General features: G+C 42.7%; 20 protein-coding genes. All 20 read right to left on the reverse strand.

Translation table 11 applies throughout. The features are described from left to right. Positions 1-42 precede the first annotated feature (42 nt). The 20 genes from lepA to frr all read right to left on the reverse strand — a co-directional run bounded on the left by lepA (position 43) and on the right by frr (position 24275). Positions 43-1881, reverse strand: a complete 1839-nt coding sequence (gene lepA / locus LOSG293_RS06435; protein ID WP_034528366.1) for a translation elongation factor 4 — start codon at positions 1879-1881, stop codon at positions 43-45. A 119-nt stretch (positions 1882-2000) separates the two neighbouring features. Beyond that, a complete protein-coding gene (dnaJ, locus tag LOSG293_RS06440; protein WP_034528367.1) occupies positions 2001-3152 on the reverse strand; it encodes a molecular chaperone DnaJ in 1152 nt (383 codons plus the stop codon). 134 nt (positions 3153-3286) lie between these two features. Beyond that, on the reverse strand, positions 3287-5140 hold the full coding sequence (gene dnaK, locus LOSG293_RS06445; RefSeq protein WP_034528369.1) for a molecular chaperone DnaK: 1854 nt from the start codon (positions 5138-5140) through the stop codon (positions 3287-3289). Positions 5141-5172: 32 nt separating this feature from the next. Beyond that, on the reverse strand, positions 5173-5775 hold the full coding sequence (gene grpE / locus LOSG293_RS06450) for a nucleotide exchange factor GrpE (RefSeq protein ID WP_034528371.1): 603 nt from the start codon (positions 5773-5775) through the stop codon (positions 5173-5175). A gap of 13 nt (positions 5776-5788) precedes the next feature. Continuing rightward, positions 5789-6829, reverse strand: coding sequence for a heat-inducible transcriptional repressor HrcA (gene hrcA, locus LOSG293_RS06455; protein ID WP_034528373.1), 1041 nt, complete (start codon positions 6827-6829; stop codon positions 5789-5791). Between the two features lie 108 nt (positions 6830-6937). Continuing rightward, on the reverse strand, positions 6938-7879 hold the full coding sequence (gene ribF / locus LOSG293_RS06460) for a riboflavin biosynthesis protein RibF (protein WP_034528375.1): 942 nt from the start codon (positions 7877-7879) through the stop codon (positions 6938-6940). A gap of 18 nt (positions 7880-7897) precedes the next feature. Continuing rightward, the gene (truB, locus tag LOSG293_RS06465; RefSeq protein ID WP_034528377.1) at positions 7898-8809 is read right to left on the reverse strand and encodes a tRNA pseudouridine(55) synthase TruB; all 912 of its coding nucleotides are present in this window, start codon (positions 8807-8809) and stop codon (positions 7898-7900) included. Positions 8810-8968: 159 nt separating this feature from the next. After that, positions 8969-9328, reverse strand: coding sequence for a 30S ribosome-binding factor RbfA (gene rbfA / locus LOSG293_RS06470; RefSeq protein WP_034528379.1), 360 nt, complete (start codon positions 9326-9328; stop codon positions 8969-8971). Between the two features lie 22 nt (positions 9329-9350). Then, a complete protein-coding gene (gene infB, locus LOSG293_RS06475; protein WP_034528381.1) occupies positions 9351-11780 on the reverse strand; it encodes a translation initiation factor IF-2 in 2430 nt (809 codons plus the stop codon). Between the two features lie 17 nt (positions 11781-11797). Beyond that, positions 11798-12100: a L7Ae/L30e/S12e/Gadd45 family ribosomal protein gene (locus LOSG293_RS06480; RefSeq protein WP_034528383.1), complete on the reverse strand. Its 303-nt coding sequence runs from the start codon at positions 12098-12100 to the stop codon at positions 11798-11800. Beyond that, entirely contained in the window at positions 12090-12389 is a 300-nt protein-coding gene (gene rnpM / locus LOSG293_RS06485; protein WP_034528384.1) for an RNase P modulator RnpM, read from the reverse strand. Before rnpM ends, LOSG293_RS06480 begins: the two co-directional genes overlap by 11 nt. Before the next feature lie 29 nt (positions 12390-12418). Next, positions 12419-13525, reverse strand: a complete 1107-nt coding sequence (gene nusA, locus LOSG293_RS06490) for a transcription termination factor NusA (protein ID WP_051907244.1) — start codon at positions 13523-13525, stop codon at positions 12419-12421. A 19-nt stretch (positions 13526-13544) separates the two neighbouring features. Further along, complete coding sequence (gene rimP / locus LOSG293_RS06495) at positions 13545-14018, reverse strand: ribosome maturation factor RimP (protein WP_034528385.1); 474 nt, start codon at positions 14016-14018, stop codon at positions 13545-13547. 120 nt (positions 14019-14138) lie between these two features. After that, positions 14139-18461 (reverse strand): PolC-type DNA polymerase III, encoded by a 4323-nt coding sequence (locus LOSG293_RS06500; RefSeq protein WP_034528386.1) that lies wholly within the window; start codon positions 18459-18461, stop codon positions 14139-14141. Between the two features lie 79 nt (positions 18462-18540). Then, a complete protein-coding gene (locus LOSG293_RS06505; RefSeq protein ID WP_034528387.1) occupies positions 18541-20250 on the reverse strand; it encodes a proline--tRNA ligase in 1710 nt (569 codons plus the stop codon). Positions 20251-20282: 32 nt separating this feature from the next. Beyond that, a complete protein-coding gene (gene rseP, locus LOSG293_RS06510; RefSeq protein ID WP_034528432.1) occupies positions 20283-21557 on the reverse strand; it encodes an RIP metalloprotease RseP in 1275 nt (424 codons plus the stop codon). A gap of 79 nt (positions 21558-21636) precedes the next feature. After that, a complete protein-coding gene (locus LOSG293_RS06515; protein WP_034528388.1) occupies positions 21637-22425 on the reverse strand; it encodes a phosphatidate cytidylyltransferase in 789 nt (262 codons plus the stop codon). A 20-nt stretch (positions 22426-22445) separates the two neighbouring features. Beyond that, positions 22446-23207: an undecaprenyl pyrophosphate synthase gene (gene uppS, locus LOSG293_RS06520; protein ID WP_034528390.1), complete on the reverse strand. Its 762-nt coding sequence runs from the start codon at positions 23205-23207 to the stop codon at positions 22446-22448. A gap of 60 nt (positions 23208-23267) precedes the next feature. Then, on the reverse strand, positions 23268-23693 hold the full coding sequence (locus LOSG293_RS06525; protein WP_034528392.1) for a hypothetical protein: 426 nt from the start codon (positions 23691-23693) through the stop codon (positions 23268-23270). 24 nt (positions 23694-23717) lie between these two features. Continuing rightward, the gene (gene frr, locus LOSG293_RS06530; RefSeq protein ID WP_034528394.1) at positions 23718-24275 is read right to left on the reverse strand and encodes a ribosome recycling factor; all 558 of its coding nucleotides are present in this window, start codon (positions 24273-24275) and stop codon (positions 23718-23720) included. Position 24276: the final 1 nt, after the last annotated feature.

The following is a 24276-nucleotide window of genomic DNA, read 5'->3' on the forward strand; positions in this document are numbered from 1 at the left end:
GGAAAACCACCAGATTTACTTGATGTTAAAAAGTCAAAGTTCTTATTTACCAGTACTCTCGTCCTCGTCGGTTTGAAGTACAGCCATGAAGGCAGCTTGTGGAACATCCACTGTTCCGACTGACTTCATTCGCTTCTTACCCTTTTTTTGCTTTTCTAGCAATTTAGCTCGACGGTCTGGATCACCGGTATGAATTTTAGAAGTAACATCCTTCCGGTAAGCCTTAATCGTCGTTCTTGCAATAATCTTAGCACCGATAGCTGCTTGAACAGGGATTTCGAAGTTTTGTCGAGGAATGATTTTCTTCAGTTTAGAAGCGATTTCGCGGCCCCGCTTCTCGGCAAACTCTCTATGAGAAATAAAACTCAAAGCGTCTACCTTGTCTGAATTAAGCAGGATATCAATCTTAACAAGATCACTCACTTCGTAATCAGCAAGTTCATAGTCAAGTGATGCGTATCCCTTAGTACTTGATTTAAGTTTATCAAAAAAATCGTAAATAATCTCGGATAATGGAATTTTATAAATAACGTTAACTCGATAGTCGTCTAAATAATCCATTGTTTGAAATTGACCTCGTTTGCGTTGTGCCAATTCCATAACCGCACCAACATAATCATTAGGAACCATGATTGTTGCCTTAACATATGGCTCTTCAATACTACGGATTTCTGGCACTTCCGGCATTTCTGCAGGGTTTTCCACCATCTTGACGCCACCGTCTGTCAAATTAACTTTGTAGGTAACGGATGGCGCCGTCGTAATAAGATCCAGGTTAAACTCACGTTCTAACCGTTCCTGAACCACGTCCATGTGTAGCATGCCCAAGAATCCACAACGGAAACCAAATCCAAGTGCTTGTGAAGACTCTGGTTCAAACTCTAAAGCGGCATCGTTGAGCTTTAGTTTTTCAAGTGCTTCACGGAGATCGTTAAATTTGGCATTGTCTGACGGGTACAATCCGGCGTAAACCATTGGTGCCATTTCCCGGTAACCAGGTAACGCTTCTGTAGCTGGGTTTTTCGCATCAGTAACGGTATCACCTACTCGCGTATCGGTAATATCCTTGATACTTGCGGTTAAGTAGCCAACGTCGCCAGCCATCAGGTAGTCCCGTGAAATTGGTTTTGGTGAATTCACCCCAACTTCAGTGACTTCGTACGTCGCCTTTGAATTCATCAGCTGAATCCGGTCTCCAGGCTTGACTGTTCCTTCGGCAACCCGAATGCTCAAAACAACTCCTCTATAGTCATCATAAACCGAGTCGAAGATTAATGCACGTAAAGGCGCTTTTAAATCACCAGTTGGGGCTGGAACCTTCTCAACGACCTGTTCAAGCATGGCTTCAATGCCAATTCCTTGCTTAGCACTAGTTAAAACCGCATCTTCGGCATCAATACCGATAACGTCTTCGATTTCCTGACGTACTTTCTCTGGTTGTGCCGATGGTAAATCGATTTTGTTGATAATCGGAATGATTTCCAAGTTATCGTCTAACGCCAAATAAACGTTAGCCAGCGTCTGTGCCTCAACCCCTTGAGCTGCATCTACAACTAAAATGGCACCTTCACACGCCGCCAAACTTCTAGACACCTCATATGAAAAATCGACGTGTCCTGGCGTATCAATTAAATGAAACTCATACGTATTGCCGTTCTTAGCGTGATACTGCAATTCGACCGCATTGAGCTTAATCGTTATGCCCCGCTCACGTTCTAGATCCATATTATCTAACAATTGATCCTTCATATCTCGTTTTGAAACGGTATCCGTCATTTCGAGAATTCGATCAGCCAATGTCGACTTACCATGATCAATGTGCGCAACAATGGAAAAATTTCGAATGAATTTTTGGTGTTCCGCCATTTTTTCTAGATCCATGATTTGATTCCTACTTTCTCTCGCTCTGTGTCATATCTAATCAATTATAACAACGACTCGGGCAATAAACAACGATTCCAATAATGAAAAAGGGTTTGCCAACCCAAAGTGGCAAAACCCTAATCCTCATTGAATGCATCTTTTACTTTATCAAAAAAATTGCCTTTACCGTTCCCGGCAATATTTTCGCCGCTAGCCTTTGCAAAAGCTTTCAAGGCATCGCGTTGTGCTTTATTAAGATTCTTTGGTGTTCGCACCTTAATCGTCACTTTTTCGTCACCGTTGCCAGTGCCACGAAGCTTAGGTGCGCCCTTACCCTTCAATCTAAACACCGTTCCTGATTGTGTACCAGCTGGTACCTTCAGCTCGACGTCACCATGGACAGTTTTAACTTGAATCTTATCACCCAAAGCAGCTTGTGCAATGCTGATCTCATCCTCAAAGAAGATGTCAGCGCCATCGCGCCGGAAATCCTTACTTGGTTGAACCGTAAAGATGATATAAAGATCCCCATAAGGGCCACCGTTATTACCGGCTTCACCTTGACCCTGTAAACGCATTTGTTGACCGTCATCGATCCCGGCTGGTACCTTAACTTCAACTTCGTGGCGTTGTTCAACATGACCACTACCTGCACAAGTTGGGCACTTTTCTTTGATTTCCTTACCAGTACCATTACATACTGGACAGACTTGTTGACTGCGCATCCGACCTAATGGCGTGTTCGTTTCGGTCGTCACATAGCCACTACCACTACAATTGTGACAAGTTACAGGTGAAGTTCCTGGTTTAGCACCGCTACCGTGACAGGTATTACATTCGGCGTCACGCGTATAAGTAATCTTAGTTTCCTTACCAAAAATGGCTTCTTCAAACTTCAACGTCATTGAGTATTGCAGATCGCGTCCTGGTCTTGGCGCATTCGGATTTTGTTGTGTCCGGCCGCCTCCGCCAAAGAATTGACTGAAGATGTCGTCAAATCCACCGCCACCAAAGCCACCAAAATCTGCGCCAGAGAATCCGCCGCCTCCGCCACCAAAGCCACCAGCAGCTCCGTCAGCAGAGCCATATTGATCATAATTAGCCCGTTTTTGGTCGTCGCTTAATACCTCGTACGCCTCGGTAATCGCCTTGAACTTATCTTCAGCACCCGGTTCCTTATTGAGATCTGGATGATATTTCTTTGAAAGCTTTCGATAAGCTTTCTTTATTTCGTCCTTGCTAGCATCCCGACTGATGCCAAGCGTTTCATAATAATCTTGCTCCGCCATTGTTAACCTCCCAAAACAAATTCCTTCATGATTTTCTGCGTTTTTTTCCGTTCGTTCAGCATATCATAAAACGTTCTGAATTAAAAAGCCAAAGCCCAAATGAGCTCTGGCTTTTCAACTTTTTACGTGACTGTTTACTTCTTGTCGTCATTTACTTCTGAGAAGTCACCATCAACAGTGTTGTCATCATCCTTTGATGATTGACCGTCGTTAGCATCAGTTGCACCGCCAGCTGCTTGTTCAGCTTGTTGTGCTTGTTGATACAATTTAACTGAAAGATCTTGAACAATCTTGTTCAATTCATCCTTCTTGGTCTTCATTTCTTCGAGATTGTTATCTTCTTGAGCCTTCTTCAACTCGTCGCGAGCTGTTTCAGCCTTCTTGATATCATCTTCAGAAACTTTATCCTTCACTTCCGTCAATGTCTTATCGACAGTGAAGAGGAGTTGGTCAACTTCATTCTTCAAGTCAACTTCTTCTTTACGCTTCTTATCTGCTTCGGCGTTTTCTTGAGCTTCTTTCATCATCTTATCAATTTCTTCATCAGAAAGACCTGAATCACTCTTGATGGTAATTTTTTGTTCCTTACCAGTACCCTTATCCTTAGCAGAAACGTTAACAATACCGTTTTTATCGATATCAAACGTCACTTCGATTTGTGGCACACCACGAGGTGCAGCAGGAATGTCAGTTAATTGGAAGTTACCTAATGTCTTGTTATCAGCGGCCATTGGACGTTCACCTTGAAGCACGTGAATATCAACAGCTGGTTGGTTGTCTGCAGCAGTTGAGAAGACTTGTGACTTGCTAGTTGGAATCGTTGTGTTCCGATCAATTAATTTAGTGAAGACACCACCCATGGTTTCAATACCAAGTGATAATGGCGTCACATCAAGCAAGACAACATCCTTAACATCACCAGTTAACACACCACCTTGAACCGCAGCACCTAAGGCAACCGCTTCGTCAGGGTTAATTGAGTGGTTAGGTTCCTTTCCAGTCCAGTTCTTAACAGCTTCTTGAACAGCTGGAATTCGAGTTGAACCACCATTTAAGATAACAACGTCCAAATCACTAGCTGAAACACCAGCATCCTTCAATGCGTTTTCGACTGGAATCCGAGTCCGTTCAACTAAGTCAGAAGTTAATTCGTTGAACTTCGCTTGAGTCAACTTTTCTTCCAAGTGAAGTGGGCCATTTTCGCCGGCAGAAATAAATGGCAAGCTAATCGTTGTTTCTGACATTCCAGAAACGTCCTTCTTAGCCTTTTCAGCAGCTTCCTTAAGACGTTGCATTGCCATCTTGTCTTTTGATAAATCGATGCCGTTAGCAGCCTTGAATTGATCGACTAACCAATCCATGACCTTCTTATCAAAGTCATCACCACCAAGGTGAGTATCACCATTTGTAGAAAGCACTTCGAAGACACCATCGCCAAGGTCAAGGACTGAAACATCAAAAGTACCACCACCAAGGTCGTAAACTAAGATCTTTTCATCTTTGTCTTGCTTGTCCAAGCCATATGCCAATGAAGCAGCAGTCGGTTCGTTAATGATTCGCTTAACGTCTAAACCAGCAATTTTACCGGCATCCTTAGTCGCTTGACGTTGGGCGTCATCAAAATAAGCTGGTACCGTGATAACGGCTTCGCTAACTGTATCACCAAGATATGCTTCTGCGTAACTCTTCAAGTGTTGCAAGATGATAGCTGAGATTTGTTGTGGTGTGTACTTCTTACCATCTACGTCAACGGTGTAGTTACCGTCGCCCATGTGGCTCTTGATTGAAACAATCGTGTTAGGGTTAGTAATTGCTTGACGCTTTGCAACTTCACCAACTTGAGGTTCACCATCTTTAAAAGCGACAACTGAAGGTGTTGTACGTGCGCCTTCTGGGTTGGTGATAATCTTTGGTTCGCTACCTTCAAGAACAGCAACTGCAGAGTTCGTTGTTCCTAAATCAATTCCAATAATTTTATTACTTGCCATAAATATTTACCCTCTTTGCGTATTTTTTAAGTCTAGTTCGCGACGGCTACCATTGCTGGTCGTAAAACCCGGTCTTTGAGCATGTAGCCCTTTTGTAGAACTTGAGCAACATGATTTGCGGGAACGTCGTCAGTAGCAGGAACAGTTTGTACCGCTTGGTGCTTTTGCGGATCAAATGGTTCACCTTGTGCCTCAATCTCAGTAACGCCATTCTTGCTGAGTGCTTCATTGAGATGAGTTAAAACAAGTTCAATTCCCTTTTTCAAGGCTAGGCCTTGTTCGTCATCAACTTGCGTTTGGAGCGCTCGCTCAATGTTATCCACGACTGGCAATAAATCATGTGCCAATTGTTGACCATCATACTTGAGTAATGATGCGCGTTCCTTTGCATTTCTAGACTGAATATTCTTAATTTCAGCCTCTGCTCTCAAGTAACGATCTTCAAGAGAAGAAATCTGTTGCTCGAGATCTTTGACTTTCTCAGTCTCTGAAGAATCGGTTGTTTCGGTTTCAGCTGATTCTGTTTGAGTCGTTGACTCTTGATCAGCTGATTCCTCAACCGGTGTATCTGGTGCATCAGAAGCCTTAGCTTCATCGTTCACATTATCTTTGATATTTTTCTCGGATTCTGCCACGGAATGCCCTCCTTTATTCGTCTAAATGACGATAATAGTCAATTAATTTTCTAGCTAATTCGTTCCTAAATGCCCCAACCAAACCAATCATCTTGGAATAAGGCATTCTGGTTGGACCCAACAAAGCAATAATGCCCTGACCATGTGAATCCACATCATAGGTTGCAGTAATTAAACTATAATTCCGCAACAGATCATTGTTAGAAATCTCATCCCCAATCTTGACTTGAATCTGATTGGACGGATTACCTAGAACTTCAGCGAAATCATCTGTGTGATCAATCAACGAGTAGATTGACCTCAACGATTCGATGTCGTTTTGTTCGGAGAAATCTAAGACATTCATCCTACCACCCACGTAAAAGCGTTCTTGGGCTGCTCGAGTTAACACATCGCCAAAAATCTTCAAAAAGCCCTCTGGCTGTTGCATGTATCGACTAATCTCTGCAGGAATCTGGACTTTTAACTTCTCTACGACATCCTTCAACGGCAAACCAACCAGTTGATCGTTAATGAGGCGAACAACCGCCTCAAGTTGATCACTGGTCACGCGATGAGCCACGCTAAACGTCTGATTCTCGACGTCTCCGTTGTCTGTAACCAAAATGGCCATGACTTGACGATTACCCAGTGGCACCAAGCGGAAGCCGCTTAGGCGGCTATCCTTTAGCTCTGGCTTAAGCGTAAAAGTCGTATACGACGTTAAATCCGACAAAATTTTAGCAGACTGTGCCACAATTTCATCAATTTTTTGGAAGTCGCCACCCAAAGACGTCTTAATCAGGTCAATATCATTCGTTTTGGCAACGTCTGGTTTGACCAAATGATCGACATAATACCGATATCCCTGAATCGAAGGTACCCTTCCTGAGGAGGAATGTGTCTTTCGAATCAAACCGGCGTTTTCGAGCACTGCCATTTCATTTCGAATCGTTGCCGAACTAACATGAACTGGCAATTGCTCAACCAATGCTTTAGAGCCGACCGGCATACCATTGTTCGTGTAATCTCTAACAATTGCACGCAGAATCATCTTTTGTCTGTCCGTTAACATGATTTCACCTCTTTTAGCACTCAATTAGGTTAAGTGCTAAGACACATATACAATGTAGCAAACCGATTTTAGAAAGTCAAGAATTTTAGCAATTATATCATACGAGTGCTAAATTTTGAAAAAAGATCTGGTTTGCACTTCATCCTTATTCAATTGCTCAACCAAGGCATCTGCACCTGTGAATTTTTGTTCGCCACGTAAGCGGGTATGCCAACGAACAGTTACATCCTCACCATAGAGGTTCCCCTTGAAATCAAGTAAATAAATTTCAACGGTAACAGGATTATTATCCCCAAACGTTACATCGCGACCAATTGAGGCCATCCCTGGCAGCCATGTGTCACCAACTTTAACTTCCGTTGTATAGATACCAATACCTGGTAACCACTGGTCACTGGGATGTACGATATTAATAGTCGGGAACCCAATTGTTCGCCCTCGTGCGAGCCCGTGAACAACGACTCCCTGCGTTTCGAATGCATATCCGAGCAAATCATTGACCGATTCGATATCACCTTTATCAAGGGCTTCTCGAATGCTACTAGAGCTGATTTTTTGCCCATCAGCATCTTGTTCACCCACTGTTTCAACTTCAAAACGACCAGTAGCATAGTCAGCTAGGTGTGTCATATCGGCATCAGTTCCAGGGGCACCATAAGTATGATCGAATCCTGCCACAACAACTCGGGGGCCAAGTTTTACTAAGTACTGGTTAACAAATTCTTGCGGGTTTAAGGCAGAAAACTGGCCAGTAAAATTCACTAGATAAACTAAATCCACGCCTTGCGCCTCCAACAATGCCATTCGCCGGTCGAACGGGGTAATGTATTGGGTGTCCGCTTTTGTTAGCTGGTGATAAACAATCCCAGGATGATGATCATAGGTAATGGCGGCTAATTTCACACCAAGCTCGTCAGCCTTTGCCCGTGCCACTTTCAATACCTGTTGATGTCCTTTATGAACACCGTCAAAAAAACCCATCGCTAATACAATTGGGCCAGGTTCAACTCGTGATTCATCTAATGGGTGGTGAATTTTAATCACTTTCAAGCCGATTGGCCTCCTTTTTTACTTGTTGCTAATCATTTTAAGTGGCTTATACTGCTTACCATTTTCCATAAGCTGATATAGACACTTAATTTCACCTTCAAAACTCAGCGCAATTACGGGTTCAGTCGATGCCAATTCATTGGCATACATCCAAACACCATTCTGAACGACTCGCCACTGTGCCTCAGTGAGTTTAACCTCTGGATATTTGACCAATGCACGATTAATCGGATAAAGCCAATCGTAGGTAGTCTGTTCAGAAGCAAATAGCTCTTTGATTTCGTCAATAGTCACCGTTTCTTTAACATCAAAACCACCACTCGAAATTCGAGTCAGGTCAGACATAACGGATTCAAGCCCCAGGTGGCGGCCAAAGTCGACTGCAAGTGTTCTAATGTATGTCCCCTTAGAACACTTGACCTCAAAATGAATCTCTTGTTGCCCAGTTTCTTCATCAAAACGAGTCTTACCTAACTGCACAAATGAGTAAATCATCACACTTCGAGCCGGACGTTCTACTGTTTCTCCTGCCCGTGCATATTCATACAATTTGCGGCCATTTACTTTAACCGCTGAATACATAGGGGGAATCTGCGTAATTTCTCCAGTCAGCATAGCCATAACATCGGAAATTTTATCTTCATCAACAGGTTCTTTAAGGGGTGTCCGTTCAACAACCTCACCATCTAGGTCCTCTGTAGTCGTTGAAAAGCCGAGCGTAATGGTACCACGATAGGTCTTACCGAATTCCATTAAATAATCGACGACCTTAGTCGCACTACCAATACAAATTGGTAAAACACCATCGACATTAGGGTCGAGTGTCCCGGAGTGTCCAACTTTTTTTGTCTGTAAAATTTTTCTAAGTTGATTGACGCAATCGTGACTTGTTAAGCCACGTTCTTTATAGAGTGGGATTATTCCATTCAATTGTATTCATTCCTTAGTTAAGATTACGATAATCTCATCAATTATAGCATATTCATTCGTTAATTTCGGTGAAAAAGTCAGCAATCTAGCTGAGTGACTGCTAATCTTAGTTACGCAAAAAAAGTTGCGTTCGGTTAATTCCGACGCAACTTTTTTGATTTATCTATTTTGTTCATCTTGATGAAGCTTATTGAGGAGTTGATCAATATGACTACCGTACTGAACAGATTCATCACGTTCAAACTTTAATTCAGGTGTTTTGAAAATATTCAACCGTGAACCAAGCTCACTTCGAATGAGGCCAGTGGCTTTATCCAAACCTTGTGCTGTCTTTTCAGCAACAGAGGCTTTATCAGATAAAATACTGTAGTAAATTGTGGCTTGTTGTAAATCACCAGTGACTTCAACACCGGTAATGGTGACACCTTCAACTCGTGGATCACGAACACGCTTCAATAGAATGTCCGTTACTTCTTTTTGAATCTCTTGAGTTAATCGACCAATTCGATACTGTGCCATTTAAAATCACCTTTACTTGTTGTTATTCGATTGGAACTTCCTTCATAACGTATGCTTCAACAACATCGCCAACCTTGATATCGTTATAATTTTCAATCGTGATACCAAGTTCGTGACCTTGCTTAACATCCTTAACGTCATCCTTGAATCGCTTAAGACTACCAAGCTTACCTTCGTAAACAACGACGCCATCACGAATCAAACGAACATCACTATCGCGGGAAACATGGCCATCAATAACCATTCCACCAGCAATCGTACCAATCTTCGAAGCCTTGAAGATCTCACGGACTTCGATTTGGCCGATAATTTCTTCTTCGTAAGTTGGTTCTAGCTTACCCTTCATGGCGTGCTCGATTTCATCAATCGCATTGTAAATGACACGGTGAAGGCGGATATCAACGTTATCTTGATCAGCTTGCGACTTAGCTTGTGGCGTTGGTCGAACGTTGAAACCAATAATGATGGCATTACTTGCTTCTGCAAGGGTAACATCACTTTCGTTAATAGCACCAACGGCAGTATGAATGATGTTCACACGAACACCCTCAACTTCAATCTTATTCAGACTTCCTGCTAAGGCTTCTACGGAACCTTGAACATCAGCCTTAATAATAACGTCAACTTCCTTCATTTCGCCCTCTTTCATGCTATCAAAGAGGTTATCAAGGGTGACACGGTTAGTGGCGCTACGTTCCTTCATCAAGGCTTGTTTTGCACGTTCTTCACCAGCAGCACGTGCCGTCTTTTCGTCATCGAAGACGATGAATCGATCACCAGCATCAGGCACATCGTTCAAACCAGTAATTACGACTGGTGTTGAAGGAGTTGCCTTCTTGATGTCCTTACCGTGCTCGTTGGTCATCGTCCGGACCTTACCAAATGTGCTACCGACAACGATTGGATCTCCAACGTGCATCGTTCCTTGTTGAACGAGTAACGTGGCCACTGAGCCTCGACCTTGGTCAAGTTCAGCTTCAATGACTGATCCGGCTGCATGTTGCTTAGGGTTAGCCTTTAATTCCATCACTTCTGCTTGAAGTAAAATCATATCCAACAATTCGTCGATATTTTGGCCAAACTTAGCTGAAATTTGAACGAAAATGGTGTCGCCACCCCAGTCTTCTGGAATCAAACCGTATTCAGTTAATTGTTCGATAACGTGGTTTGGATTTGCACCTGGTTTATCAATCTTGTTCACAGCCACGATGATTGGTGTCTTCGCAGCCTTCGCATGATTGATCGCCTCAATCGTTTGTGGCATGACACCATCATCAGCAGCAACAACCAAGACCGTAATATCGGTAATATCAGCACCACGAGCTCGCATCTCCGTGAAGGCAGCATGTCCTGGTGTGTCCAAGAAGGTAATGGTTTTGTCATTGTGCTTGAGTTGGTAGGCACCAATAGCTTGGGTAATCCCACCGGCTTCACCCTCAGTAATGTGAGAATGACGCAAGTGGTCCAACAAGGTCGTCTTACCATGGTCAACGTGACCCATGATAGTAACAACTGGAGGACGATTCTCAAGGTAGTCAGTGTTGTTGGCTTCCTCTTCGAAGAAAGTATCGATATCGGAAACATCCACTTCAACCTTTTCTTGTGCTTCAATGCCGTAATCAGCAGCCAAAATTTCAATCGTATCCTTGTCCAGTGATTGGTTTTGGTTAACCATTACGCCCAACATGAATAACTTCTTCACGATTTCGGTTGCGTCACGGTGAAGGACTTTGCTCAAGTCTTGTGCGTTCATCCCCACTGAATATTGTAAGACATCTGGCAAGGCACGTTCCTTACGTTCAGGTGCACCCTTGCTCTTATTAACATCTTTAATTCGTTGGTTCTTGCTGCTGTATTTGCTTGCTAAATTATTGTTGTTTCGGCGACGATTATTCTTGTTGTTACGGTTATTCCGGCGGTTATTATTGCCACCACCGTTACCGTTATTCAAACTGCCACCAAAACGACCAGCACCACTATTACGGTCTGAACCACTATTGTTGTTAGACGGGCGACTATTTGAAGTGTTCCGGTTACCAGTGTTGCTCCGGTTAGCAGAACTACTTTGGTTAGAACGGCCTTGTTGACTAGAAGCTGGACGTGAACTCCCTTGGCTTGAACGATTTTGTTGACTAGAAGCTGGACGTGAGCTACTTTGACTGCGATTGGCAGACTGTTGGTGGTTATTCGTCGCAGGCTTCTTTGCAGCTGCTGGCTTCGTAGAAGTTGATTGTGCTGTGGCTGCAGGCTTTGAAGCTGGCTTGGCAGACGTTGCTGCTTTTGCTGGCTTACCCTTACCTTGGAATTTTTCTCTTAATTGACGCTCTTCATTGTCACCAATAGTTGACATATGATTTTTGGCGTCAAATCCTTTTTCTTGTGCTGCATCGAGTAGTTGTTTGCTGGAAACGTTTAATTCTTTTGCTAATTCATAAATTCGTTTTTTCCCCATAACTTCACTCTCCTTTATTATTTCGATAGTTCTATTAATCTTTTGGCGAAGTTGGCATCATTTACTGCAACTACTGTTCGTTGGAGGCCAATGGCACTTCCAATCTGATTTTTATCAAAATCCGCAATGACGGGTACTTTATAAAAACTGGATTTGTCAGTTAGTTTCTTTGCAGACGCAGCTCCAGTATCAGCCGCTAGTACAACTAACTGAACCGATTGTTTTCGAATGGCTTTAAGTACGAGGTCTTCACCCAAAACGAGCTTGCCTGCGCGTTGTGCCATTCCCAAAAAGTTTAAGAACGCATCGTTATTTTTCATCTTGAAATAGTTCTTTTCTGGCTTGTTGATGATCAACGTATTCAATTAATTCATCGTAAAAGCTATCCGGAATGCTGACTTCAAATACCTTATCAAACGTCCGTTTTTGCTTAGCTTTCTTTGCGACCGCCACATCTAGTGAAACGTATGCACCACGACCCGCCTTTTTACCAGTGGGATCCAATGAGACTTGACCTTCCTTATCGCGAACGACACGGACCAATTCTCGCTTAGGTGCCATTTCACCAGTCACAATATCCTTTCGTAGTGGAACCTTACGCTGTTTCATGATTAAGACCTCCTCAAGCTAGCTATCAATTATTCTGCGTCTTCAGGTGCTGATGGTTCATCGTCTGCTGGTTCTGAAGCTGCTCTATCAGAAAATAGGCCTTCAGCTTCACTTTCAGACTTGATATCAATCTTGAAGCCAGTTAATTTAGCAGCTAAACGGGCGTTTTGCCCACGTTTACCAATGGCCAATGACAATTGATAATCAGGCACGATTACCGTGCAAGCTCGTTCATTGTTTTCGTCAAAAATAACGTCCACCACTTCAGCAGGGTTTAAGGCATTAGCAATGAATTTTGCTTGATCGTCTGTCCATTCAACAATGTCCATGTTCTCGCCACCTAATTCGTTGACGATAGTTTGAACCCGTTGCCCTTTTGGTCCAACACTGGTTCCAACTGGATCAATATCTGAACTATTTGATCGAACAGCAACCTTAGCACGGTCACCGGCTTCACGAGCAATTGAAACAATCTCAACAGTTCCATCATAAATCTCTGGGACTTCTTCTTCAAATAATCGCTTCAATAAACCTGGTGCAGTCCGACTAACAAACACTTGAGGACCCTTTGCAGCGTTGTCTACTTCGGTCACATAAACTTTAATACGATCGTGCATCCGGTAAGTTTCGTTTGGCATTTGGTCTTGGTGACCCATTACTGCTTCTACGTTACCAAGGTTAACATAAACAAATCGGTGATCTTGGCGTTCAACCTCACCCGTAATGACTTCGTTTTCGTATTGGCTGTATTGATCAAAGATAATTGACCGTTCAGCTTCACGAACCCGTTGCATGATTACTTGCTTGGCAGTTTGTGCCGCAATGCGACCAAAGTTCTTTGGCGTAACTTCAAACTTGATGTCGTCATCCAATTCGTAGCCACGGTTGATACCCGTTGCTTCTTCCAAGCTCACTTCTAAACGAGGATCAACAACATCTTCAACAACCTTCTTGACTGCATAGACATGAACATCGCCCTTTTTCTGGTCAAACTCTACAGCAACGTTCTGTGCTTGTCCATAGTTGCGCTTGTAAGCTGAAGCTAAAGCAGCTTCCAGTGCATCAATGACAATTTCTTTTTTGATGCCCTTTTCTTCTTCAAGTGAAGTCAGAGCATTCATTAATTCTTTACTCATTAGTAATCGTTCTCCTCAATTAAAATTTGATGGCTAGGCGGGCTTTAGCAATGTTTTCACGTGGAATCGTGATTTCACTAATGCGTCCCTTTTGATTGATTTTCATCGTCAATTCGTCTTCAGTGACACTCAATAAGTCACCTTCGAAGGCCTTAGCCTTTTTAATTTGTTGATACAGTGAAACATGAATATATTTGCCGACTGCATTTTGGTAATCCGTTTCCTTCTTCAAGGGCCGTTCTGCACCAGGCGAAGAAATCTCTAAGAAGTAGGCCTGTGGAATAGGATCAGGGTCAATTGAGTCTAATTTCTCACTTAACTCATCACTAACCATGGCACATTCTTCGATAGTGATACCACCGGGCTTATCAATAAAGACCCGCAAGTACCAGCCATCTCCTTCTTTGACAAATTCTGCGTCCACTAATTCAAAATGATGACCATCCAGAATTGGATTTACTAATTGCGTAACCGTTTCAACGACACTACTCACACTCAAGCCTCCACTACTTAATTTTTGCAATAAAAAGAGCGAGCATCGCTGCTCACTCCCTTCGAGTTTTAGTTAATAGATATACAATACCACAAATCTTTGAAAAACTCAATGAAAGACCTACATATCAAACAAGCTTAACTGATTTTCGTCAGGTAACTCATCCAACACGCCGTTTGCAGTCATAAAGTCAATTAGGGTTTTGGAAACCTTACCTCGCTTAGCTAAGTCTTCTTTGGAAATAAACGGCTTATCTTCACGAGCGGCAACAATTTGCTTAGCGGCGTTAGAACCTAACCCAGGAGCAGAATCAAATGGCGCAATCAAGGTATTTCCTTCAATCAACCATTCAGACGCATCAGAGCGATTGATATCAATCATCTTGAAGTCAAATCCTCGTTCTAACATCTCGTTGGCTAGTTCTAGAACCGTTAACAAATTCTTATCCTTAGCTGACGCATCATTACCTTGATCGTTAATTTCCTTCATCCGTGCCTTCACAGCTTCTTTACCACGGGACATCGCGACGATATCAAAATCCTCAGCCCGGACCGAGAAGTAAGCAGCATAGTAAATGATCGGGAAATAAACTTTAAAGTAAGCCACTCGAAGTGCCATCAGAATATAGGCTGCCGCATGGGCCCGAGGGAACATATATTTAATCTTCAAACAAGATTGAATGTACCAGTCGGGTACATCAGCCTTCTTCATTTCAGCTTGCCAATCATCCGGAATTCCTTTACCCTTCCGCACATGTTCCATGATTTGGAAGGCCATTTCAGAATCCAACCCCCAGTGAATTAAGTCGGTCATGATGTTATCACGACAACCAATCACGTTGGCGATAGTGGCAGTCCCATTTTTGATGAGCTCTTCGGCATTGCCTAACCACACATCGGTTCCGTGTGAAAGTCCAGAAATTTGTAGGAGTTCTGAATAATTCTTAGGATGAGTAGCTTCTAACATGCCTCGAACAAATCGAGTCCCAAACTCAGGAACACCTAACGTTCCCGTTTTTGAATTAATTTGCTCAGGAGTCACCCCAATCGTGTCAGTGCCAGAAAACAAGCCCATCACACCAGGGTCATCCATTGGAATTGACTGTGGATCGATACCTGATAAATCTTGGAGCATTCTGATCATTCGAGGATCATCATGGCCCAGAATATCAATTTTTAAAATGTTGTCATGAATCGAATGGAAATCAAAGTGGGTGGTTTGCCAAGCGGCATTTTGGTCATCAGCCGGATACTGAATTGGTGTGAAATCATAGATATCCATGTAGTCCGGCACAACAATAATTCCGGCTGGATGTTGACCGGTCGTCCGTTTGACACCAGTAGCACCCTTTGCTAGCCGATCAATTTCAGCATTTCGAAAGTTTTGTTCTGTATCACGTTCGTAGGCTTTAACATACCCATACGCGGTCTTATCCGCAACCGTTCCAATCGTTCCGGCTCGGTAGACGTTCTTCTCACCAAACAAGACCTTCGTGTAGTTATGAGCGATAGGTTGGTAGTCTCCCGAGAAGTTTAAATCAATATCGGGAACCTTGTTTCCGGTAAATCCTAAGAAAGTTTCGAACGGAATATCATGGCCATCACCAATCATGTCCGTGCCACAATTTGGGCAAGCTTTTCTTGGTAAATCATAGCCGGAGCTGTACTCACCCTTTGTATAGAAGTGAGAATACTGACAGTTTGGACAACGGTAATGAGGTGGCAATGGATTCACTTCGGTAATTCCAGTTAAAGTAGCGACTAAACTAGACCCAACCGAACCACGAGATCCGACTAAGTACCCGTCTTTGTTACTTTTGGCAACCAGACGCTGGGCAATCAAGTAAATCACAGAGAATCCATTTCCGATAATACTCTTCAATTCCTTATCCAACCGTTGCTGAACAATTTCAGGAAGTTCCTCGCCGTAAAATTCGTGAGCGGTTCTCATTGTCCGCTCTTCGATTTCTTGCTCGGCACCTTCCATTTTTGGTGTATATAATTTGTCCTTCAAAGGATGGACTTCATCAATTGAGTCGGCAATTTGATTAGTGTTTGTCACAACGATCTTCTGAGCAACATCTTCGCCAAGGAAAGCAAAATCAGCTAGCATTTCATCAGTTGTTCTGAAATGAACATCAGGTAATTCTTGCCGGTTTAGCGGATTGGCGCCACCTTGAGAATGAATTAAAATTTTCCGGTAGATATAGTCTTCTGGGTTTAAAAAGTGAACATCCCCAGTTGCGACAACTGGCTTGTCTAATTCTTCACCGAGCTTCACGATATTAGCGATGATTTCTTCCAGATGCTTCTTATTCTGAATGAGGCCACTCTCAATTAGTGGTTGATAGGCAGCGTGAGGTTGAACTTCCAAGTAATCATAATACTTGGCAACCTTCACTGCTTCATCCCAGCCCTTTTGCATCATTGCCGTGAAAACTTCACCCGAATCACACGCTGAGCCAACAATCAATCCATCACGTAGTTGGGTTAGTTGACTGCGCGGTACTCGCGGCACTCGGTAATAGTACTCAACATTCGACAGGGAAACCAGTTTAAACAGATTTTTAAGCCCTTCTTGGGTCTTAGCCAAAATGATTGCATGCGAAGGCCGAGCGTGCTTATAAGCATCGTTATCGCTCATATGATGGTTGAGTTCATCATGAAATTGGATTCCATATCGATCTTCAGCATCTTTCAAGAAGAGATAATTAAGGTGTCCTGTCGTTTCCGCATCATAAATAGCTCGGTGATGGTGTTCCAAGGCAACTTTAAATTTCTTAGCCAAGGTATTTAAACGATAACCCTTTAGCGTTGGGTACAAGAATCGGGCCAGTGTCAACGTATCGATAATTGGATTTTCAATTTCTGGCATGTCATGGCGACGATAACCAGTATTCATAAATCCGATATCAAACGTCACGTTATGACCGACAACAATCGCATCGCCAATAAACTCACGGAAAAGTCTGAAAACTTCTTCCTCGGACTTTGAGCCACGAACCATATCGTCAGTAATACTAGTCAGTTCAGTCGTTTGTTCAGAAAGATGGAAGCCAGGATCAATAAACTCTTCAAATTGGGCAACTACATTTTTATCTTGCATTTTGACTGCCGAAAGCTCGATAACCTTATCGTAAATAGCAGACAAACCCGTCGTTTCCACGTCAAAAATGACGTAGGTTGCGCCCTTTAACGGGACGTGCTTATCGTTGTACCCAATAGGCACACCATCATCTACTAGATTAGCTTCAACGCCATAAATCATCTTGACGCCATTTTTAGCTGCTGAGTTAAATGCGTCTGGGAAGCCCTGTACACCAGCATGATCCGTGATTGCGATTGCAGGTTGACCCCAGGCTTTTGCTTGCTTGACGTAATCGGCAATATTATTAGTCGCGTCCATTTGACTCATCGTGGTATGCAGATGCAATTCCACTCGTTTTTGGTCTTCTGGCGCCGTATCATGTCTAGATTCGTGCTTAACCTGATTAATGTCAAACGCGTTCAACGTCAATTCACGCATAAAGTTGTCTTCTTGCACGCTACCTCGAACTTTAACCCAGTCACCCTCGTTAAAATCTGCAAACAAAGCCTCATCGGAATCATCACGAGAGAACTTTTTAGCAACGATGGACGATGTATAATCGGTAATTTTCAGGGTGAGTAACTGGCGTCCAGATCTGAGAACTCGAACTTCCTTATCAAAAACGTAGCCCTCAATCACCACTGAACGCTCTTCTTCCTGAATATCAACTAGACGCATGATATCTTCGGAATCCTTGATCTTACGGCCAATTTGGCCTAAGCCAGCAGGTGCAGTCCCAGCCGCACTCCGTTTAGTATTCGCCTTTTCAATTGCTACTTGGGCCTTTTGAGCTAATTCCGCATCATTCTTCTCTTTTTGCCGCTTAAACTCTTGAATCTTTTCTTGAGAAGCGGTTTCATCCACCATAGTATGAATCGAAAACTTAGGAAAACCCACACTAACGTATTTAGCTTCAATTGGACCCAAGGCTTGACCCGTGAGAAAATTTTTCACGATTTCATTTTCGGCCAATAAGGTTACTCTCGAATCGGTTAGTGTTGGCACCTGATGATTACAAAGTTCTTGCTTCATCGATGATGAAATGCCACTGTTGTTAACTACCCATTCCCAATAGTCGCCAAGCGTTTGCGTTGTGAGTTCTGGCTGGCGAGTTTGAATCGTGTAGTCAACCTGAGCAATGGAATGGAAGGCAATGTTTAATTGGTTTTGAAAGTTCAAAAATGCATTGAAAGGTAACACGTGGTCAAATTCAAAGAAAAAATGCCAAATTTTTGACTGCTCATGAACTTCCAGCTTCTTAATTTCTGCATCTTTGAAGTAGTCTTGTTCCGCTTGATCGGCTAAATCAAGTTGTTCAAGCAGTTTTACAAATAGTTCGTGATTGTTCAATGCCACAATATTGACCTCCTGTTTTGTAAAAACGGCATATGTGAGCTATGTAGAAAAACCTGAGAAGAATCCTCAGGTTTCTAACTTAATTATCTGATTTGAGTAAAATACTGATGGTGTCGACTAACTCGGCAGTTTTCACTTCGAGTGTCTCACCAGTTTTGCGAATCTTAATTTCAACGATGCCCTCAGCAGCCTTCTTACCAACTGTGATTCGCAATGGAATCCCAATTAAATCGGAATCTGCAAACTTGACACCGGCCCGTTCTTTACGGTCGTCAATCAAAGTTCGGTAATCAGCATCTTGTAACTGTTGATCAATTTCTTCAGCAATTGTCATTTGCTCTTCATTCTTTGCATTAACCGGAATGACGTGAATGTCAAATGGTGCCACCGCTCTTGGCCATACCAATCCATTTTCGTCCGCGTTTTGTTCAGCAATTGCAGATAGCAAACGACTAACCCCGATACCATATGATCCCATAATAACGGGTACGTTGCGACCATTTTCATCTAATACTTCGGCATGCAATGATTCAGAATAACGACTCCCAAGCTTGAAAATGTGTCCAATTTCGATTCCGCGAGTAAACTTCAGAACGCCTGAGCCATCAGGTGAAACGTCACCTTCCTGAACAAGACGGAAATCGTTAACTTCATCAATTCTAAAATCACGCTCTGGATTGACGTTAATGTAATGGAAACCATTCTCATTTGCACCAACAGACACATTTACCATATCTTGTACATATTTATCGGCCAGAATTTTCACATCTTCAGAAGCGCCAACTGGTCCTAATGAGCCAAACGAAGCTCCCAAGAATTCTTGAGCTTGGTCATCCGTCGCCATCTCCAGAGAATCAGCTCCCAGGAAGTTTTTGACTTTCACATCATTAACTTCGTGGTCACCGCGAACTAGCACTAATACTGGTGCTTCATCCGCAATGAATAGAACTGATTTAATCAATTGATCTGAATTGATTTCGAAAAATTTGGCAACTTCATCAATCGTTTTGGCATTTGGCGTCTCAACTTTTGTTAATTTCAAAGGCGCAACATGTGACTTGTTTGGGACATACAAGCTTTTCGCCATTTCTAGGTTAGCCGCGTAATCAGAAGCATCTGAGTACACAATGGTATCTTCCCCAACGGGAGCAATTGCGGAAAATTCTTTAGAATCCTTACCGCCCATTGCACCAGCATCCCCAATAATCGTCCGATAATCCAAACCGATTTGGTCAAAAATGGCAGTGTACGCTTTTTCCATTTGATTAAAGACCGTGTCTAAGTCTTCGTTATTAGCCGAGAATGAATAAGCATCCTTCATGATAAATTCACGACCACGTAACAAGCCATAACGAGGGCGATCCTCGTCGCGATACTTAGGTTGAATTTGGTATAAAGTTAATGGCAACTTTTTGTATGACTTGATTGAATCACGAACAAGCGTTGTGAACGTTTCTTCGTGAGTAGGTCCCAAAATGAAGTCCGTGTCATGCCGATTTTTAAATTTGAACAATGTATCACCGTATGTAGCATAGCGTCCAGATTCTTGCCACAATGAAGCAGGCAGAACGGCTGGCGCTAACATTTCAACGGCATCAATTTTTTCCATTTCTTTGCGAATGATGGACTCGATGTTCATCAACACACGATAAGCGAGAGGCAAGTAAGCATACATTCCTGCCGTCACCTGGCGAATGTAGCCACCACGAAGCATCATTTGATGACTGATGGCTTCTGCGTCACTCGGAACTTCCTTTAGTGTCGGAATAAGCATTTTTGACTGTTTCATTTTCTATTAATCCCCTCTACTACTTCAAATCTCTAATTTAAGAAATATCGTTCGATGTCGTTCCACGTGACCAAAACCATTAACAGCAGCAAGAAACCAACGCCAACTAATGTTATAGCAGTTTCCACATTCTGTGATAACGGCTTACGACGAATCCCCTCAATGAAGTTCAATAATATTTTACCACCGTCAAGTGCCGGAATTGGTAGCAAGTTAACAATTCCCAAGTTTAGAGACAAGAACGCTAGGAAGTATAAAACACCACTAACCCCGCCTTGAGCTGCTTGAGACGTATTGGCAAAAATGGCAACCGGTCCCCCAAGATCATTGAGACTAAAATGACCAGAAACCATGTTCCAAAGTGCCGCAAACAACGCCATTGCCATATTCCACGTTTGTGTAAATCCTGAAATTAAAATACTACCAATATCAGTTTTCATATAACGATTAATACCAATAACACCAACCGTTTGGCCTGATTCTTTGACCTTTTTAGGTGTTACCGTGAGGGTCTGATCCTTACCACTACGATCAACGGTAAGCTTAGTTTGCTTTCCGCCCTGCTTTTGAATGGCAGTCGCTAATTGCGTCCAAGTTTTGGTCGCTTTATTGTTAACTGCAACCACCTTGTCACCAGTCTTCATCCCAGCCTTTGCTGCGACGGATGTCTGATCTTCCACCTTAACTTGGTTAGAATTAGATGGCACACCACCTAAAGCAAACGAAAATAACGTGAAAACGACGATTGCTAAAATAAAGTTATTCATTGGACCAGCAAAGTTAGTCATCAAACGATGGCCTAAACTAGCTGACTGAAATTGAACGTCTTTGGGCGCAATTTGCACCTCAGTACCATCTGATTCAATAATAGTGGCATCATGATCAACCGGGTAACGCTTCAGTTCTTCTTCGTTCCCGTTTTCGTAGCCTTCAATCCACAAGTCATTCTCAAGATCCGAGCCCGAAACTTCCAGCGGAATTCCGTTGAATAACGTTGTTTTTTTACTTGCGTTAATTCGTTCCACTTTACCCGACTCGCCAATATATAAGCTGACAGGAGTCCCGGGTTTTAGTTCTTCGCCCTCATCTTCTTCACTACCAGCCATGCGAACGTAACCACCCAATGGCAACAGTCTAATGGTATAAGTTGTTCCGTTGGCTCGATGATAAAAGAGTTTTGGTCCCATCCCTACTGAAAATTCGCGAACGAGAATTCCAGACTTTTTGGCAAAGTAAAAATGACCAAATTCATGGACAATCACTAAAATTCCAAAAACGATAATGAACGTTATGATCGTTGTAATCAATAGCATCTACCTTCCAATTCTGAGTGTTCTTTCCCATCAGGATACATGACATGTGCCTTCCGGGCAAGTCCACGGATTTCTAAATCAATGCGAAGAGATGCATCAATGGTAGCACAATAATCAAACTGTCAAAACGATCCAAAATACCGCCATGACCTGGAAGAATCTTACCAGAATCCTTCACGCCATAGAAACGCTTCAAAGCGGATTCAATTAAATCACCAAATTGACCAGCAATGGATAAGATCAACGTGATTAAAATCATCAAGAAAATATTGTATTGGCCAACTGAGAAAATTGCAGCGTAAATGCTAACAATAATTACAGCTGCCACTGTTCCCCCAATAGAGCCTTCCCAAGTTTTGTTAGGGCTAATTGCTGGTGCTAACTTATGCTTACCAAGTTTACGGCCAATCATGTAGGCGCCACTATCGGTAATCCACACCGTGAACAAGGCATAGAAAAGCATTGCCAAGCTGGTATCACGAGCCGCAATAAAATAGTGGAACCCAGTACCAATGTAGAGTAATCCTAACGTAATGACGGCTGCATCATCAAACGTGAATCGATTTTTAGACATGACCGTTCTCAGCAGCAACAGCAGAATCAATAAATAAACCAAGTAAGTGGCTGATAAATGTCCTGGTAAATTGCTAAACCAGCCATCTGGTGAAATAAGCAGTAAGACCGCCAATCCAGAAAAAATCGCTTCAGGTGAAACTAATAACTTCTTTTTCATAATTAGCACTTCAGATAATGCAACTGCACCTAAAACCAATGCGGCAATGTCTATCCAAATGCCACCAGCGATAATGATTGGGATGAAAATAATCAGCGCAATCACTGCAGTAATGACTCGTTGTTTCAAGGCGACAACCCCCTAATGAACTATTTTTTATTAAGTCCACCATAGCGACGATGGCGACTTTGATAAATCTTGATGGTATCAATTAATGTTTGTTGACCAAAATCAGGCCAGTGATCTTGCACAAACACAAATTCGCTGTAAGCAATTTGCCAGAGCAAGAAGTTTGAAATCCGCTCTTCCCCTGATGTACGCACCAATAAATCTGGATTACTATATGGTGCCAATCCATGAGTCATCAAGTGCTGTTCAATCGTTTCCTGAGAAATGGCTTCTGGTGATAACTGTCCGGCTTGGACTTCCTTGGCAATCTGCTGAACCGCAGTTGTAATTTCTGCTTGGCTCCCATAATTTAACGCAAAGTTAAGCACCATCCCAGTGCAATCTTTAGTATCTTCAATGGCCTTATTAACCACGTCTCTGGTGGCATCTGGCAGTTCATCAATATAGCCCATCACATTCACGCGTACATTATTCTTAATGAGGTCAGGAATAAACGTATTAAAAAAAGTAACGGGTAGCTTCATGATGTAGTTCACTTCATCTTTTGGCCGCTTCCAATTTTCAGTCGAAAATGCATAAAGCGTCAAAACTTTAACGCCCAAATCACTGGCTGCTTTGGTAATCTTTTTAACCGTATTCATACCCTGTTTATGCCCGGCAATTCGAGGAAGGTGCCGCTTTTGTGCCCACCGACCATTACCATCCATAATGATAGCGATATGCTCAGGAATGTTTGTCATATCAAGTTCTTCATCTAATTGTGTCTGATCTAATGAAACCATATAGACCCTCCAAATTAAAAACGGGATTGGAATAAGTCCAGTCCCATTTTTTGACTTTTCTTACTGAATCAAGCGCCATTCACCACGATTTGCGTCTACTAGTGTGTTGAAATACTGTAACACACGATTGGCATCCTCGGGGCTCTGTGCACCTAGCATGTTTAATCCGGTACCAGTTGGAATTGCTTCTGAAAAATCGGTAATCTCATTTTCATTCTCGATGGTTGCTTGAGAAAAGGCCACAATCCAGTCTTCACCAATCAACTGAGTAATCAAGAAAAACAAGTTGAAGTTCTCGTTAATGTACACGGGTTGGGTATATACCCCATCTTGGATGGCGTGTAGCTCATTACCGTTATAGTTTAAAACTTGAAGATTCTCTGCATTGACACCCTCGTTAAGACGAAAAACCATCTTTTCAAATTCTGGTGTCCCAGGGGTAATTTCTTGGTCCATTTCTTCATTGTTCTCGTTATTTTCGGACATGCACTATTCCTCCTGATTCGTAGATTAGCCGTTCATAATTTCTTTTTCTTTATCATCAGCAATCTTGTCCATATTTTTAGCCGAGTCATCGGTAATTTTTTGGACTTGCTTTTCAAGATCGTGGAGGTCATCATCAGTAATCTCACTATTCTTGTGAGATTTCTTTAATTTGTCCATGGCATCGCGACGCACGTTACGTAAGGCAACTTTACCTTGTTCAGTCGTAGCCTTAACTTGTTTAGCTAATTCTTTCCGTCGCTCCTCAGTCAATTGAGGAATGACGAGTCGAATCGTATCACCATCATTGGCTGGGTTAATCCCAAGATCGGATTCCAAAATTCCTTTTTCGATATCTTCAAGAGCCGATTTGTCAAATGGTGAGACCATAATAACTCGTGGTTCTGGAATTGTGATAGAAGCAACTTGATTGATTGGTGTTGGCGCACCATAGTAGCTCACCATAACACGATTCAATAAACTTGCATTCGCGCGGCCGGCACGAATGGTTCCAAGTTCACGCGATAAGGCTTGCTCTGCTTTTTTCATTTTATCTTTTGCTTCGTCTAAAACGGCGTTTGCCATG

Origin of the sequence: Secundilactobacillus oryzae JCM 18671, assembly GCF_000740055.1 — a bacterium.
Classification (GTDB): domain Bacteria; phylum Bacillota; class Bacilli; order Lactobacillales; family Lactobacillaceae; genus Secundilactobacillus; species Secundilactobacillus oryzae.